Here is a 16770-nt window from a genome sequence, read left to right as displayed (position 1 = left end):
GCTCACCCGTGAGCCTCCTCGGTCGTTCCCACCTGCGGGGTCTCACTCAGCTCGTTCTTCCCGCAGGAGTCGAGCGCCTTTCGCTCCAATCAACAGGTTCTAAAACCAACAGTATCCATAACACATCTTTTTAAAAAGCTATTATGAGCTTTTATGACCATTATTCGTTCCATTTTTATAGTACCCAAACTATTGAATTACAATCATAAACAAAAGTATAGCAAAATCTATTAAAATTCCTATAATTTTTTTCATTTCAATCGTTTAAAACCTCTATTTTGTCTCAATACTGATAATAAGGAAATTTAAGTCATGGCGAAGGAGGGTATTCTTGTGGAATTAATGACCAATCATGGATTTCGAAAAACGATAAAATACTTGCGTGCGTTTATTATCATTAGTTTGATAGGCTTTGGCTGTATGATGATTGTTTTTCTTGGAGTTCTTGGTTATGCCAAAATTCTCGGAGCACCGCCGCTCGCTGTTCCACAATCGACTTTATTCTTTGCCAGCGATGGGACGCTGATTGGAGAGAGCAATAGCGGTCAAAAGCGCTACTGGGTTCCCCTCGAAGAAATCTCACCCGATTTAATCCATGCGACCATCTCGATTGAAGATAAAAATTTTTACGAACATAATGGCTTTGACTATAAACGAATAGCCGGTGCCATTCTTGCTGATATTCAGGCCATGGCGAAGGTTCAAGGCGCCAGTACGATTACCCAGCAATACGCACGGAATCTCTTCCTTGAACACGATAAAACGTGGGCACGGAAATTACATGAGGCTTTTTATGCGATCCGAATTGAAATGAATTATTCAAAAGAAGAAATTCTTGAAGGCTATTTAAACACAATTTACTATGGTAACGGTTCTTATGGTGTCCAAGCAGCCAGCCTATTTTATTATGGAAAAAATGCCTCAGACTTATCCCTAGCTGAAAGCTCAATGTTAGCGGGTGTCCCAAAAGGTCCTGGGATTTTTTCACCGCTGGCGTCATTGGAAAACGCGGAAAAGCGGCAAGCAATCATTTTAAATTCTATGGTTGAAAACAACTATATAAAAAAAGCCACAGCCCAAACGGCTAAGGCAACTCCGCTTACGTTTGTCGGGAAACATCCACATAAACGGGTCGAGGCAGCTCCATACTTTCAGGATGCTGTAAAAAACGCTTTAAAAAATCAACTCAAGCTTGATGAACGAACGATTGCCCTAGGCGGACTAAAGGTTTATACCACTCTCAATTTAAAGCAGCAGGAAGCGGCGGAAAAACAAATCCAGGAAACAATCGCAACTGATTCTGAAATTCAGGTTGGTCTGATTGCCATGGACCCAAAAAACGGTTATGTCAAAGCAATGGTCGGCGGTCGCGATTATGAAACAAGCCCGTTTAACCGGGCCGTTCAAGCTATTAGACAGCCAGGATCGACGATTAAGCCGATTTTATATTACGCGGCCCTAAGCCAAGGTTTTACACCATCCTCCACGATGAGAAGCGAAAAAACAACCTTCAAATTCGATGATGGCCAAACCGATTATGCACCACATAACTTTAACAACAAGTATGCGGGTGGCGAAATTACACTTGCTCAGGCGCTTGCAGTGTCTGATAACATTTATGCCGTTAAAACCCATTTGTATATGGGCGCGGAAACATTGATCAATACGGTCAAAAGGTTTGGGATTTCAACGAAAATGGACCATGTTCCGTCACTTGCCCTCGGCACCTCAGGGGTCCGGGTCATCGACATGGCAAATGCCTATAGTCTCTTTGCGAATGGCGGGAAAAAGGTTACACCAACACTGATTACTAAAGTAGAAGACTATAACGGAAATGTTATTTTTGAAAGTAAGCACGAAGCAGTTCAATTGTTAGATCCAGCGAAGACCTACGTCATGGCGCACATGATGACTGGAATGTTTGACGCGAAACTGAACGGCTATGCCAAAGTAACGGGTAATTCCCTTATTGATGACATTACTCGTCCATATGCAGGGAAATCCGGTTCCACGGAAACAGACAGCTGGATGATTGGCTTTACACCGCAGCTCGTTACGGCTGTTTGGGCAGGTCATGATGTCGGTAAGCCGATTACACTTACCGCTGAAAAAAGCTATGCAAAAAATATTTGGGCGAAGTTTATAGAGGATTCTTTAAAGGGTAAACCAGTCAAAGGCTTTAATCCTCCGAAAGAAGGGGTGATTGGCGTTTACGTGAACCCTGAAAATGGCAAGCTTGCTTCAAAGGATTGCCCGGTCCGCCGGTTTACTTACTTTGTCGCTGGCACCGAGCCAACAGAATACTGTACGGATCATTTAAAACAAGAAAATCACAAACCAACGAAGAAGAAGCAGGAAACAGAGAATCCTTGGTATAAGAAGATTTTCAACTGGGGTGCCTAAAAAGCGGAAGCGCCTTGCCTAGGGAAAAATGTAGTTCAATTTTTCCTCGGCGATGTGGCTGGATTGAATGAGAAGAGCTCCGGAGTTTAGGTCTCCGGAGCTCTTCTCGCGTCCTAGTTTAACAGTGTTGACACACTGCATATATTTTACAACTTATTTAAAAATAATGCTATTGTAAAAAATGATTTTTATCCCTCTGCCAAGCCCTTTTTCAACTCTTCAGCTGAGTTATTCCACATGTCTTGATTATGATTTTGGAGGAAGTCTGCTAGAATTTTTTTCGATTTATCGTCCATATGATCGACGATGATGTGTCGTTTTAACGATTTATCCATCCGGTTAACGTGCTCCGGAAGTGATTTGTAGCCGCGGCGGATTTCCCGGTCGACTGTCATTTCACAGGCGGTCACGCCAGCATAATAGGGACCTTCTTGTTTCCGATCAACCGTTACCCACACTAGCCAGTAAGGTTTTGCATTGGGAACCTCTTCCTTCGTCTTAAGGAATTTAATTCCCTTCTCGACCACACTGCGGGCATGCATCGCTCCGACATCAATGACCGCATCGCCGGCTTCGACATCGATGATAACAGGTGACATATTATCTAGGCTTAACGCTCCTTTGCCAAAGCCTTTATGTCCATCTGTTGGATCCGGTTTTATAATATTAAAGCCAATTGGTTTTTTCTGCATTATAACTAGTAACCTCCTATTTTAAAAAAACAATTGATAAAAGAAATTGTCAATCCCTTGCCAAAGTCCCGGGAGAATAAAATTGAAGATTGGCCGGATCGTATATTGATCAAGTGGCGTAATGACAATAATCAAAAAGATTAATACTCCGTACTGCTCATATTGGGTCATTTTTGCGCGAATATCATTGGGCGCCAAATCCTCTAAAATCCGATACCCGTCTAAAGGCGGGAACGGCAGTAAATTAAAAACAAACAGAACTAAATTCAGCCAATTAAAAATGTCCAAGAAATCATAAAAACCAGTGAGATTGGCAGCCAACCCTGTTTGCGCCAGTCCATATCCAGCTAAAAAGCCTAGCAGTGCCAGCACCAAATTACTAAACGGACCTGCAACAGACACTAATACTCCTGCAAGGCGGGGCTTTTTAAAGAAAAAGCGGTTCACTGGAACCGGACGTGCCCAGCCAAATCCCGCAATAAAAATCAATATCGTTCCGAATGGATCGAGGTGCTTCAGCGGATTTAACGTCAACCGGCCCTGCTTTTGCGCTGTCATATCCCCAAATTTATAGGCAACAAAGGCATGGGCAAATTCATGAAACGTAAATGCAATCATTAACGTAATCGCGACATAAGGAATATCGCTGAGTGAATAGGCAAGAAATCTTTCCAATCCTTCCAAATTCGGTTCCCCTTCTCCTCTTTTTTTCTATAAGTATACCTTAAACTGGATATAAAATGAAAATGTTTGCTAAACTATCCTTGTAGTAATTAAAGGGGGACTCAATCATGCCATATGTAACAGTAAAAATGCTTCCAGGACGCACGGATGACCAAAAAAGAGCGCTTGTTGAAAAAGTAACTGCTGCCGTTACTGAAACAACAGGAGCTCCGAAAGAAGCTGTTGTCGTTTTTATTGAAGAAATGCAAAAAGAACATTACGGCGTTGCCGGTGTCAGAGCAAGCGACAAATAGCTTAAAAAGCTAAGCCCCATGATAGGAGCTTAGCTTTTTCTTTTAGTGAACAGCTTTTTCTTTTAGCGATTCAATATAAGCATAGGCTTGGTCAATTTCTTCCACGGTGTATTTCTGGCTGCTTTTTAAGGTAAATATTTTATTCGTTACTTCGTCTTTGGAAAGATTATCAAAATATAAAATAGTCGAAACCAGCTCAAGAAATCTAGCATTTTGGCCATTCATATCACAGAGGCAGTTCTCTAAAAATGGCATTTCCACTTCGTTTAAACTTAAAAATTCTTTTCCTGTGTCTGTCAGCGTATACCGATATTGAAAATAACTGCCCTTTTTCTCTTTGATCTCATTGAGAAAACCCATATTACAAAGTTCTTCCACTCTTAATGTCAGTTCCTCCGAATAAGGGCCATAAAAATGAAACTGGAACCGCTCATGGAATGGGAATTCCACCTTTTTTGCAATATATATCATCTTTTGCAGCTTTTTTCTCCCGATGATTTCTCCGGATACTAAAATCGCCTGCATCAGCTTGGCGTGATCCTTTAACACACTCCTCATCTCCTACATCCAAGATTATATCTCCAATAGAGCACGTATTTGGTTCTTTATATCTTTTTTCGAGGAGTTGTCCTCTAAAAAATCCGCTGGATAATACAGTTTATGATCCGTTCTCCGCTTACCTGAGATCGCCTCAACAATTTCGGATTCCCGAGATAGCTCCCTTAACTCGCCATTTTTCATTAATAAATGAATCGGCAAACGTTCCTCTTCTTCACCCGGTCGATAAAAGTCGTACGGTAAATCAGACGATGAATCGACCACTAAATAATATTCTGGGTCAATTCCTGCTTTTTCAAAAAGACGGGTCAGTTCAGCGTGTTTTTTATATTCCTTTGCCGGATCAAATTCAGCATATTTAAATAAATTTCGATTCACAAATCGCCGGCACAGATCACTTAAAATTGGATCATTTTCTTCCTGCCAAATTTGGAAATAATACATAATAATCGATTCATCTAATTTTAAATAGTCTTCTAACGTCCCTTTATCAGTAAAAAAAGAATAGAAGTGAATCGGTTCATATTTAAAAGAATAATGGTTTTCATTTAGCTGCTTCGCGCGGTGAAGTATTTTTGTCAAAATAACCTCTGCACTACGGGACACAGGATGGAAATAGACCTGCCAGTACATCTGATAGCGGCTCATAATATAATCTTCAACTGCATGCATTCCACTTTTTTTAATCACGACCTGGTCTTCTTTTGGTCTCATGACGCGCAAAATTCGCTCCATATCAAATTGACCATAGCTTACCCCAGTAAAATAAGCATCGCGTTGCAGGTAATCCATCCGATCGGCATCGATTTGACTGGAAATGAGGCTGACTACCAGCTTTTTTTCCGATGTTTTCGCAATCACTTCCGCTACCTGCTGCGGAAAATCTAGACTCACCTTTTTTAAAATCGCATTGACCTCAGTGTTTCCTAGCACAATTGCCTGTGTAAAATCCTCATGGTCGAAGTCAAATACTTTTTCGAATGAATGGGAAAATGGGCCATGTCCCAAATCATGAAGCAGTGCGGCACAAAGGGTGAGAAGACGATGATCGTCATTCCATTCAGGTCTGCCATGAAACACATCATCAATGATGCGGCGGACAATTTCATATACTCCGAGAGAATGGTTAAAGCGGCTGTGCTCTGCACCATGAAAGGTTAAAAAGGTGGTTCCGAGCTGTTTAATGCGGCGCAGGCGTTGAAACTCTTTCGTTCCGACCAAATCCCAAATCACTCGGTCACGCACGTGAACGTAGCGATGAACGGGATCTTTAAACACTTTTTCTTCACTCAGTTTTTCCGCCGAATAATGCATTGCTTTCCCTCTTCCTCTAAACTTTCTTCTATTATATCCCAATTTCCAACAAATTTCCGCAGGATTTTTCGACAATAATAGGAAAAGAAAAATCACCTAAGCACTCGCGTCATAGGTGATTATTTCAACTTTTTATTAATCTTTTCCATTAATTCCTCTTCGGTTAGGGCAGCTAGCGGACGGTTATTGACAAAGGCAAATGTTTTTTTCCGACCAGGTCCACAATAAGATTGGCAGCCAATTTTTACTTCAGCTTCGGGATCCAATTCTTTCAAACGAGGGATTAATGTCTTGAGATTCACGGCCTGGCAATCATCACAAACACGGAATTCATTTGACATTACTTCCACCCTTTCTATTTATCCATACATTTATTTTATCCAATATGATTACGAATTAACTCCTTAGGTATTTTACAATTTCTTTCCTCCCATTGCAAGTTGCCTTTGTAAGTCTTTCATTTAAAAAATCTAGTATCCTTGCAACATTTTGGTATAAAGCTTGAAAATCTTGTCAAAGATAAGACTAGAACTTTTAAAAACTCGTCATGAGTTCATTGTTATTATTTTTAAGGAGTTGAAAGATATGAAAGTTCGGCAAGATGCCTGGACAGATGAAGATGATCTTTTGTTAGCGGAAACCGTCCTTCGCCATGTACGCGAGGGCAGTACCCAGCTAAACGCTTTTGAAGAGGTAGGTGACAAGCTCAATCGGACCTCTGCAGCCTGTGGTTTCAGATGGAATGCCGTTGTGCGCCATCGCTATGAAAAAGCCTTGCAATTAGCAAAAAAACAACGTAAACAAAGACAACGCGTGTTAGGGAAAGACCAAGGTGGAAAGAAAAAGTTACTCTATAATCCTCCTGTAACAGCTGCTGATGATTTTGAATCACTAGCAGCCCCAGTAGAAATACCTATGGAGACTAGCTTTGAAATGCCAGATTTAACAACAGAAGCAGCGGCTGAACCGTATGTAAAGCCTACAGTATCAACTTACAGACCAGCTGCTAAACAATCCGCAGCAGGTTTATCACTTGATAGCGTGATTGATTACTTACAAAACTTTAATCATGCCAATCTGCAAAATGAAGCATTAAAAAGTGAGAATGAAAGATTGAAACGCGAAATTTCTGAGCTGCGCAAGCAAAATGATGAAATGGCTGCAAAGATTGAAGGTCTCACGCAAAATACCGAAACCATCCAGGAAGATTACGAGACACTCATGAAGATCATGAACCGCGCTCGTAAGCTTGTACTATTTGAAGAAGAAGAAAGACCTGCGACAAAGTTTAAAATGGACCGTAATGGGAATTTAGAGAAGCTCGCAGAGTAAAACGTCGAAAAGCGAAAGCTAGACAAGAAATTTTGGGAGAAGGACAATATCCTCTTTTAGAGAGCCGTAAATCCACTTGGGTTTACGGCTTTTCACATGTCATCCAGTTTTTCATTGCGCTCAATGATTCTCTGATAATAGCCGGGAAGGAGTTCCAGTTCCAGATCATTCAACTGTCCGGCGTAGAGATGGTCGCTGTTATTTTTTAATTGGGTTAATAGGCGCAGCATGACATCCGAAATCGTAAGGTGCGTTCCCAAAAGTTCAGATAGCGAAGCCATCACTTCAGGTACAATATCAGGATAGGTGAATTTTGTCTGCTGCTCTTTTTTGGCAATCTGATAAAATTGCTGGATTAACGTTGCTCGGTCACTGCCGCTGCCATTGACACACAAATAGATTTGCACAGCCACCCCTTTTTTGAGGCGGCGCTGGGAAATACCGGCGAACTTTTTCCCCGCGATACTAAGATCATAGCTTCCTGGGCAGTACGATCCGACGATTTCTCTTGCCTCGATGTGCTGATTGTATTCCGCAAACATATTTTGAATCAGCTGCCACATCGTATCATAGCCGCGGTTAATATCTATCCCTTTTTCTGTTTCTGGTAAAATTAACGAGATATTGAGGACCCCTTCGTCAAGTACTACGGCTAATCCACCTGAATTGCGGACAATCGACTGATAGCCTCTTTCCTCGAGAAATCGCCTTCCTTCTTTTAAGAATGGCAATTTTGTATCCTGTATCCCAAGTACGATGGTATTATGATGGACCCACGTCCTGGCAGTTGCCGGTGCCTGTCCAGAACCAACTGAGGCACACAGCGTATCATCGGTGCCAAATGATTGTAATGCATGAAAATGGCGGCCAACCGTAGATTGATCAATGATCCGCCATTCGGGCTGCCGAAGTAAACCTTCCATATTGTTTTTCTCCTCTAATGAATAATAAGCTTATTTTAGCAAAAAGAATTCATTTAAAATAGTTCCTGAATTCTCGGTTTGTTTTTTCCAGATATTGTCTAAATGTCCAAAAGTCTTCGAAAAGTGTTCATAACTCTTCTAAAAATGTCCAAAACACCATGAAAAGTGTCCAAAACCCTTCTAAAAATGTCCAAACCCCACCAAAAAGTGTCCAAAACCAAAAAAGCCAGCCCCATAACCACGGACTGGCCTCTCAATATCCCTCTATATTCCTTGCGCTGCAGTGATTAATGCCAGCTTATAGACATCTTCTTCGTTACAGCCGCGTGAAAGGTCGTTAACAGGGCGATTTAACCCTTGAAGGATCGGTCCAACTGCTTCGAACCCGCCTAAACGCTGTGCAATTTTGTAGCCAATATTTCCAGCTTCAAGACTTGGGAAGATAAATACATTCGCATCCCCTTGAAGTGGTGAATCCGGTGCTTTACTTTTTGCCACAGAAGGTACAAATGCTGCGTCAAACTGGAACTCGCCATCGATCACCAATGCAGGGTCACGACGTTTAGCTTCTTCCACCGCACCTGAAACTCTTTCTGTTTCTGGAGACTTCGCAGAGCCTTTTGTTGAAAAGCTTAGCATCGCAATACGTGGGTCAATATCAAACATAGCTGCTGTTTTCGCACTTTCGACCGCAATTTCAGCTAAATCATTGCTGTCAGGTGCAATGTTGATCGCACAATCAGCAAACACATATTTCTCGTCCTCACGAACCATAATGAAGACACCAGACGTTTTCTTAACGCCTTCTTTTGTCTTAATAATCTGAAGTGCCGGGCGAACGGTATCAGCTGTAGAGTGGGCTGCACCACTTACCAAGCCGTTTGCTTTATTTAAATAGACGAGCATCGTGCCAAAATAATTTTCGTCCAATAAAATTTTGCGCGCATCTTCTTCTGTTGCTTTCCCTTTACGGCGCTCAACAAATGCTGCCACGAGCTCGTCCATTCCTGCATAGCTTGCAGGGTCATAAATTTCTGCTGCTTCTAAGGAAACGCCAAGTTCCTTGGCCTTTGCCTGAACCTGTTCAATGTTTCCAATTAAGATCGGTGTTAATCGCTTTTCCTCTGCAAGTCGGCTGGCTGCTCTGACAATTCGTTCGTCCAAGCCTTCTGGAAAAACAATTTTCATATCACGACCAGATAATTTTTGTTTTAAGCCTTCAAATAAATCCGCCACATTAAATCCTCCCTAAATAAATCTTCCTTATTTAGCATACTTTACCTGCAAAGAAATTCAAATTAGATAGCGTTTTCATTACAAATGTTTTTTAATTCAAAAAACTCCACACATCCTTTACTATTGCCTATTTTTTTAAAAATATCCATGGTGTTTATCTGAGCGTGTCTTGGTCAAACTATGTTATAGTAAAGATTGTAAATAAGAAGAATGATTATTTAGGAGTGATTTTAATGAGTGAAGCAGCTCAAACGCTTGATGGCTGGTATTGTTTGCATGATTTCCGTACGGTTGATTGGACTACTTGGAAAATGCTTTCCAGTGATGAACGCCAATCGGCCATTCACGAGTTTTTAAGTCTAGTTGAAAAGTGGAATCACACGCAGGAACGTAACGAAGGCAGTCATGCTTTATATACAATTGTTGGTCAAAAGGCTGATTTTATGATGATGATTTTACGTCCAACGATGGAAGAATTAAATGAAATTGAAACAGAATTTAATAAAACAAAATTAGCAGAATTCACGATTCCTGCACACTCCTATGTGTCTGTTGTCGAGCTTAGCAATTACTTAGCTGCAGGTGAAGATCCATATCAGAATCCACAAATTCTCGCTCGTCTTTATCCGAAATTACCAAAGACCGCTCATGTTTGCTTTTATCCAATGGACAAGCGCCGTCAAGGCAATGACAACTGGTATATGCTGCCGATGGATGAGCGCCGTAGTTTGATGCGCAGCCATGGAATGATTGGCCGTACATATGCAGGAAAAGTAAAACAAATCATTACCGGTTCTGTCGGCTTTGACGACTACGAATGGGGAGTAACATTATTCGCTGAAGATGTTCTTCAATTTAAAAAGTTAGTCTATGAAATGCGTTTTGATGAAGTGAGCGCACGCTATGGAGAATTTGGAGCTTTCTTTGTCGGCAACCTATTAGAGGAAGACAGAGTATCTAGATTCCTGCATGTTTAATCTCAAAGTTCTCAGTTTTTGCTGAGGACTTTTTTTTGTAGGTTCCCTATGTCATATTTACCCTTTCCTCTTCATACTAATAAAACAGCGAGTCTTAAGTTTTAGCTCCGAATCATTTCATATTAGGACTATCTCACTTGTCACCAATTTGGTTTTGCAAAGTATGAATAAACTTTTGGGTCATGTTTTAGTTATTTTTAGGAGGGGAAAAGATGAGTCAATATTATAATCAACAAGGGTACCAAGCTTATCCCGCAAGGCAGCAGGGAGCCACTCCATATCAGGGGCAAGGGCAAGGATTTTTTCCTGGTCAGCAGCAGCAGCCATTTCCACAGTTTCCGCCAGCAGGTGCACCACAAACACCTCCAGGAACAGTGCAACCGCAGGGAATGCTGCCCCTCGAGCAATCGTACATCGAAAATATTTTACGGTTAAACAAGGGTAAATTAGCAACGGTTTATGCAACTTTTGAAGGAAACAACCAGTGGAATGCTAAGAAATTTGTTGGGCTTATTGAAGCCGCAGGAAGGGACCACCTTATTTTAAGTGATCCCCAAACAGGTCAGCGAACGCTCATTCCAATGGTAGCCTTCGATTATGCTACATTTGATGAAGAACTCGAATATGAATACCCGTTTGGGGCTTCACCTGGTTTAAGTACTTTTCCGCCAAGGTAAATAGTATGATAGAACACCAATTGACGATCAATTGGTGTTCTTTTTGTTGATAAGGACTTCACAGATGCCAACTATCATATAGGGTGATTTTTACTAAAAAAAATCAGGACTGCCTAAAAAGACAATGTCCTGATTCACTTTATAAGAATTATTCTCCATTGAATAGCTGTAAGCCACAAGATCATGAGGGGGTATTGTGGGGGATACTGCTTAGAAATGAAGAATAGTTCAACTAAACATCAGTAGGGAGGGAAGGAGACCCCTACTGATGAAAGTTTCACTTTTTCCCGTCCGTATTAACGTGCCGTACTTAGGCTCTCTTTTTTAATCCTGTATACTGGACAATCTCATTCACAAGCTCTTCTATATCTTGATTAGAAAGATGCTTGGTTTCAATGATGTTATGCTTTGCATCAAACTCATCCCATTTATCCGTCAGGATCTTAATACCCAGTTCCTCTTTGTTTCGATAGAAGTGTGTTCCAGGATATGGTGATGTGTAGGACATATAAATTCTACTGCCGCAATCATATAATTTCTTGATAAACTCTTTAGTTTCTCTTAATGTTTCTTTGGTATCCTGAGGAAATGGAATCATAAACGAGGATGCCACGTTAATATCCAGTTTCTTGCAGGTTTTAATGACTTTTACTACTTGTTCTTTGGTAATTCCTTTCACAGAATCGAGAATTCTTTGAGATCCTGATTCCACCCCAAACTGGATGGACCGACAGCCTGCACTCGCCATATCTGATAAAAGTTCCTCATCCACCACGTCAACTCTTGTTGCGCAGCCCCATTGAATTGGATACTCTAATTGATTAATAAGTTCTAGTAATTTTTTTACCCATTTTTTATTAATTGTGAAAAGATCTTCCGAGAAAAAAGTATAGGTTGCCCCACGTTTTTCGTATAGCATCCTAAGTTCTTCGATGATATTCTCCGGACTTCTTGGTCTACGACGCCCCTCCCAAATAAAGGATGCTGAGCAGAAGGGACATTGAAAGGGACACCCCCCCCTAGCCGTAGATATATTCCATTGCTCTTCATAAAATTCTAATGGAAACAAGTCCCTTGCTGGATATGGTAACGCATCTGGATCAAGAAGTTCTCGGCGCTGATTAAGGTTTATCTTCCCATCAGCGTCCTTATAGCCTATCCCTTTAATATCTTCAGGCTGTCCCTCTCCATCTACTAAGTACCGTACCAGTTCAGACATGGTAGCTTCACCTTCTCCGATGGCAACATAATCAATCGCATCTTCGAGTAATACCTGTTCGGGAAGAATCGAAGCATGGGGGCCTCCCAATACTATGCTAATGCTGTTATCCAATTCTTTAATCCTTTTCGCTATGATTAGGGCATTAGGATATGTTTCTGTATGGGCAGAGATTCCGATTACTGACGGTTTTTTCTTAACAATATTATCGACACGGCGCAGATTTAATCCACTGATGTTAAAGTCAATCGCACTAACTGTTCTTCCTTCTTGAATTAGTACGGAGGCTATATAAGCTAATCCTAATGGTAATGCTAATTTCGAGTGTGGACTGACTTTTGTTACAGGTGCATTAATGAGTACGATTTCCATTTATAACATCTCCGTCTCTGTAGGTAGTAATCAATGCTTAGACACTTTCTCAAAAGCCCACTCCGCTATAGCAAACATAGAATTTCGCAAAAAACTATTCAAAGCCAACCATTAACAGAAGAACAATTCCACGAAAATGACCCGGGGAGATTAAAATCCGATGAACAATTACATCGTTTACTCCCGATTATTCCTTTCCAAGTAAACTATTCTTCTCAAGCTCATCTGCCACATGATTTAAACCTAATGTTTTCAGTGCAGATCGTGTAGGCCAACCAGTCTCCGGGTCCCAACCTTCTAACTTATAGTACTTAGATTTCCATTCCTCAAACTTATCTCTATCTAGTTTTCTACCCTTTGTGTCAATATACTTCCACTCCCCATTTTCAATTGCAGGTAAATAGTAGCTGCCCATTAGGCCTCCATCATACGGAATATCATAGATATAGTCAGCAAACTTAACCATATCGCGGTGACGTCCTTGCAGGGTATATATCGCATTATCTAAGTTCCAAATTTTCCGGCCAATCTCCATACCCTCACTGAACGTCATATTTCCTCCTATGATGGCATTTAGGAACTTAGGCTCACCTTCATCTCCTGTGAGGCCGCTATTATCCGGATCGTTAGGATTATAAAGATCAGGCCATCGCCAATCACAGAAAAGCACCGAATTTTTCCAAAATCTTCCGTATATTTGTGTCCAGGAAACCAATTTCGCCATATCTTCTGAATAAGCATTCTCAAGGCTAAAATCTAACATTCTTGGATTATTCTCAAAGGGTACCAGCTTTTCGGCAATTACTTTTGTGACCTCTTCCGCAGATAAATATGGTTGTTTTCCTCCCAAAATGTCTTTTGTTGGATCCCAGTACAACCCATTAAAATCGTGCTGGTTCATATCTCTGTCACCAACTATTGATGCAAATCCCCACTCTATTTCTGCGCGCGGGTCATACATGTGATCAGGACAACCCCAATAAGGATAAAACAGAATTCCTGTTTTCCAGTCCTCTTCCAATCTACCCCAACGTTCTGCAGCCCGTACGAATCCTTCTGCAAAATCATCACCAATGCCCTCCCGAAAGGCGGTCATTCGTAAAAACTCTTCAGCAAATTCAGATGTCCCTAATTGCTCAAAATCTAAAGGACAATCAATTTCTTTACCTGGGCCTAACACACCCAATTTATACAACTTTTCAAGATATTCTAACCCTCGCCATGCCTCATAGGCATTAATTCCATACTTTTGTAATAAGTCTGTTGCTACATACGCATCCCTTGTCTGCTTTCCAAATTTCCTCCTGTTGAAATCAGCATAAAAAATGGTTTCTACACAGGAAGACTCACTACCAAGACCCGAAGCCGTCCTAGCACGACAACCAGCGATACATCCCATACAGGATTGTGGCCGCGATTCCTCCTCACGCTCATAAAATCCACCCAGAGTAGGAGACGAACTAAACCGATTCCAACCAACTTTAGGATCATCAAAGTTATAGGCATAATTATTTTTTGCGGCAATCCGAGCCTCAATTAGGGCATTAGGGTCATCTGTCTCAATACTACCTGTACCAATCACACTGATCGCTTTCAAATTCTTTGAACCCCATACACCACCAAATCCACCTTGACCTGCACCATTACCAGCATCATGTATTAAACATGCGGATCTACCTAGGTTTTCACCTGCCTGTCCAATTGCAAGAACGGCAGGCTTTTGCGTGGTAAATCCTGCATCTCGGCTAGAACTGATGGCTTTCCAACCATCCTTGGTAACAGACTTATTTACTATTTCCCAAATTTCTTCTTGTGCTTCCCAGGTGCTAAGTCCCCATAACCCATCTGCATCTCGAATTTTTACGTCGCTGTTTCGGACATCGATCCATACAGGCTTATCTGCTTTTCCCTCAATCACAATACCGTCCCAACCTGCATATTTCATCATTCCGGAAAATCTTCCGCCGAAATTACTTCGTGTATACCATCCAATCGGATAGGACTGTACTCCGATTCCCGTTACTTCACATCTACCTGAACCAGATGGAGTAATTGTTCCGGAAATTGGTGAGCCCATAATCGTAACTACATTCGCTGGATCAAATCCATCAATTGTCTTATCCTTACACAAATCCCAAAATATTGCAGAACCAATCCCATGACCGCCCACATATTCTGCATATTTTTTCGTTTCTATATTAGTAATTTTTCTATTTGATAGATCGACTCGTAAAATCTTACCCTGATATCCTTTCACTTTTCCCCCAACCTTTCATTGTTGTTTTTCTAACTAATTGGGTAACCTAATTGTTTCCATGATTCGTCTCGTAAATTGACTTTGTAACCTCCATCTCCTGCTTGAACAGGAATCTCTTTGGTAAAAGCAATCGCATTTACCGGACATACCTGCACACACGCTTGTTTCCCATTCGGTCCGCCTTGCTCCTTCCAGAATGGAGTATTTAAGCAAAGATCGCATTTATGACCATTTTTATCTTCATGATTCCAGGCCGCATTGGAAGTTTCATACGGACAAGCCTCCATACAGCGTTGACACCCAATGCATTTATCCGGAGATACAAGGCGGACACCGGTCTTCTTATCAGCATGCAAAGCTTTTGTTGGACATGCCGTTACACAGGCAGGATAGGCACATTGCCTACATTGATCGATCTTTATATCATCTGGAAATGATTTAAACGGATTTTGTTGTACCTGAATTCTCCCTAATGACAGATTTTGTTTTCCTTCATGAGCTAAAGAGCATACAATTGTACAGGTAGAACAACCTTGACATTTTTTCGTATCGACTAATAGGTAACCCTGGGAAGCAGGGATTGCATATACTTCATTTTCTAACCATTTTCCTCCAGGAATTAGAGCACCTAAGCTTAATCCAATGACGGATGCACTACTAATTTTTATAAAATCCCTTCTCGAGGATTTTTTAGGCTCATTTGCCATATTATTTGTCTCCCTTCTAAAAAACTCCCACTTCGTATCCAACCAATCTTATCAATCCCATTCATGATTATCTTAAACTAGTAATTCTTACATACTTATGAATACATGATGGATTGCTATGTATTGATCGATGGTACTTTTTCTTTATTTGATTTGGTTTCAATTATGGAACCTTTCAGTTCTTTCTCATTATTTTTGATTTCTTCATACCATTTTTCATGATGTTGTTTTACATATTTCTCCGTTACCTTACCGGTAATCATCGAACGAATTAATGGCCAAGAAGCTGGTAAAATTGCTCCTGCTATAACGTGCGCAATTAACATTAAGGTCATATAGATAGCAAAAACTCCGTGAAGGAACGTCATTACACCCATGAACCCCTCTGGTAACAACAAGAAATGGGTAACGATTTTAATTATTCCGGTCAGGGTTATTCCCATAACCCCAATAATCCACATTGGGAACACAACACGTTCAGCAGATAAAAACTTCTCTTCCTTAGGAGCCGCTCCTCCAAAAAACATTGCCTTATAGTGACCAATCATATTTGTTAGATCGCCTTTCTTTGGCATCATGTGCTGGATTTCACCAGTAAACAAGCCTTTCGTGACATAATAGCTCGCCCCGAAAAAGAAAAATAACACACCAACAAAATGTAAATTCATTGCAAATCCAATATTTCCAACTGTCTGAATAGTCCTAGGAATAAAGAGGAAACCTAAGACAAACCCTGTGATAATTAAAATAATTATTCCGATTGCATTTGACCAATGTTGGAGAAACATCAGTTCATCATGTCGTTCAATTTTTCCTTCGATGACCTTAACTTGCTCCTTTCGGTACCTTAACGTACCAAGGAATACACCCAAAAAAGCAGCAACCGGAATGGCTAGCACTGCAGTATCAAATAATAAATTATTTGTAAGTATGCCTGCTCGCCCTGCTTGAAAAACATATAATTGGGCTGAATCATAAGCCCAGTAAGTACAAACAATCAAAACTGCCAACAAAGTTATTGTTATGGGTAACCTTGTTCTCACTTTACTCCCGCCTTTCTACATAAAAAATTACTCCTTTTCCGTATCCACAAATCGCAAAACCCTCTTCATTACCCCCTATCAAC

At 40.9% G+C, this 16770-nt stretch carries 16 protein-coding genes; 5 read left to right on the top strand and 11 right to left on the bottom strand.

The window, feature by feature from the left end; genetic code table 11:
* Positions 1-333 precede the first annotated feature (333 nt).
* Positions 334-2403 (top strand): transglycosylase domain-containing protein, encoded by a 2070-nt coding sequence (locus V7124_RS01565; RefSeq protein ID WP_335485253.1) that lies wholly within the window; start codon positions 334-336, stop codon positions 2401-2403.
* A 188-nt stretch (positions 2404-2591) separates the two neighbouring features.
* Here V7124_RS01565 and V7124_RS01560 read toward each other — a convergent pair whose 3' ends face one another.
* Both V7124_RS01560 and V7124_RS01555 read right to left on the bottom strand, forming a co-directional pair.
* Entirely contained in the window at positions 2592-3095 is a 504-nt protein-coding gene (locus tag V7124_RS01560) for a YwhD family protein (RefSeq protein WP_335485250.1), read from the bottom strand.
* A gap of 21 nt (positions 3096-3116) precedes the next feature.
* On the bottom strand, positions 3117-3770 hold the full coding sequence (locus V7124_RS01555; RefSeq protein ID WP_335415478.1) for a site-2 protease family protein: 654 nt from the start codon (positions 3768-3770) through the stop codon (positions 3117-3119).
* Positions 3771-3886: 116 nt separating this feature from the next.
* Here V7124_RS01555 and V7124_RS01550 point away from each other — a divergent pair, with 116 nt between their 5' ends.
* Positions 3887-4072 carry a 2-hydroxymuconate tautomerase gene (locus V7124_RS01550; protein ID WP_335415220.1) on the top strand — a complete coding sequence of 62 codons (186 nt, stop codon included), beginning with the start codon at positions 3887-3889 and terminating at the stop codon, positions 4070-4072.
* Positions 4073-4114: 42 nt separating this feature from the next.
* Here V7124_RS01550 and V7124_RS01545 read toward each other — a convergent pair whose 3' ends face one another.
* From V7124_RS01545 to V7124_RS01535, 3 genes are all read right to left on the bottom strand, one after another.
* On the bottom strand, positions 4115-4621 hold the full coding sequence (locus tag V7124_RS01545; RefSeq protein WP_335415218.1) for a YwgA family protein: 507 nt from the start codon (positions 4619-4621) through the stop codon (positions 4115-4117).
* A 24-nt stretch (positions 4622-4645) separates the two neighbouring features.
* Positions 4646-5944, bottom strand: coding sequence for an HD domain-containing protein (locus tag V7124_RS01540; RefSeq protein WP_335485248.1), 1299 nt, complete (start codon positions 5942-5944; stop codon positions 4646-4648).
* Positions 5945-6063: 119 nt separating this feature from the next.
* A complete protein-coding gene (locus tag V7124_RS01535) occupies positions 6064-6285 on the bottom strand; it encodes a DUF1450 domain-containing protein (protein ID WP_335415213.1) in 222 nt (73 codons plus the stop codon).
* Between the two features lie 244 nt (positions 6286-6529).
* Here V7124_RS01535 and V7124_RS01530 point away from each other — a divergent pair, with 244 nt between their 5' ends.
* Complete coding sequence (locus tag V7124_RS01530; RefSeq protein ID WP_335485245.1) at positions 6530-7276, top strand: RsfA family transcriptional regulator; 747 nt, start codon at positions 6530-6532, stop codon at positions 7274-7276.
* 92 nt (positions 7277-7368) lie between these two features.
* Here V7124_RS01530 and V7124_RS01525 read toward each other — a convergent pair whose 3' ends face one another.
* Both V7124_RS01525 and pta read right to left on the bottom strand, forming a co-directional pair.
* Positions 7369-8199 (bottom strand): lipoate--protein ligase family protein, encoded by an 831-nt coding sequence (locus V7124_RS01525; RefSeq protein ID WP_335485242.1) that lies wholly within the window; start codon positions 8197-8199, stop codon positions 7369-7371.
* Positions 8200-8463: 264 nt separating this feature from the next.
* Positions 8464-9435, bottom strand: a complete 972-nt coding sequence (pta, locus tag V7124_RS01520; RefSeq protein WP_335415204.1) for a phosphate acetyltransferase — start codon at positions 9433-9435, stop codon at positions 8464-8466.
* Between the two features lie 233 nt (positions 9436-9668).
* On the opposite strand from pta, the gene hemQ reads away from it, so the two are divergent.
* Complete coding sequence (gene hemQ, locus V7124_RS01515) at positions 9669-10412, top strand: hydrogen peroxide-dependent heme synthase (protein WP_335485239.1); 744 nt, start codon at positions 9669-9671, stop codon at positions 10410-10412.
* 212 nt (positions 10413-10624) lie between these two features.
* The gene (gene gerQ / locus V7124_RS01510; protein ID WP_335415199.1) at positions 10625-11089 is read left to right on the top strand and encodes a spore coat protein GerQ; all 465 of its coding nucleotides are present in this window, start codon (positions 10625-10627) and stop codon (positions 11087-11089) included.
* Positions 11090-11399: 310 nt separating this feature from the next.
* Here gerQ and V7124_RS01505 read toward each other — a convergent pair whose 3' ends face one another.
* The 4 genes from V7124_RS01505 to V7124_RS01490 form a co-directional block, all read right to left on the bottom strand.
* Positions 11400-12680, bottom strand: a complete 1281-nt coding sequence (locus V7124_RS01505; protein WP_335485236.1) for a B12-binding domain-containing radical SAM protein — start codon at positions 12678-12680, stop codon at positions 11400-11402.
* A 187-nt stretch (positions 12681-12867) separates the two neighbouring features.
* Entirely contained in the window at positions 12868-14937 is a 2070-nt protein-coding gene (locus V7124_RS01500) for an aldehyde ferredoxin oxidoreductase N-terminal domain-containing protein (protein ID WP_335485233.1), read from the bottom strand.
* A gap of 29 nt (positions 14938-14966) precedes the next feature.
* On the bottom strand, positions 14967-15644 hold the full coding sequence (locus V7124_RS01495) for a 4Fe-4S dicluster domain-containing protein (protein ID WP_335415190.1): 678 nt from the start codon (positions 15642-15644) through the stop codon (positions 14967-14969).
* Between the two features lie 116 nt (positions 15645-15760).
* Complete coding sequence (locus V7124_RS01490; protein ID WP_335485230.1) at positions 15761-16687, bottom strand: cytochrome b/b6 domain-containing protein; 927 nt, start codon at positions 16685-16687, stop codon at positions 15761-15763.
* Between the last annotated feature and the right edge of the window lie 83 nt (positions 16688-16770).

Source organism: Neobacillus niacini (assembly GCF_036961885.1).
GTDB lineage: Bacteria > Bacillota > Bacilli > Bacillales > Cytobacillaceae > Neobacillus > Neobacillus niacini_H.
This window is presented reverse-complemented; position numbering and strand designations above follow the sequence as displayed.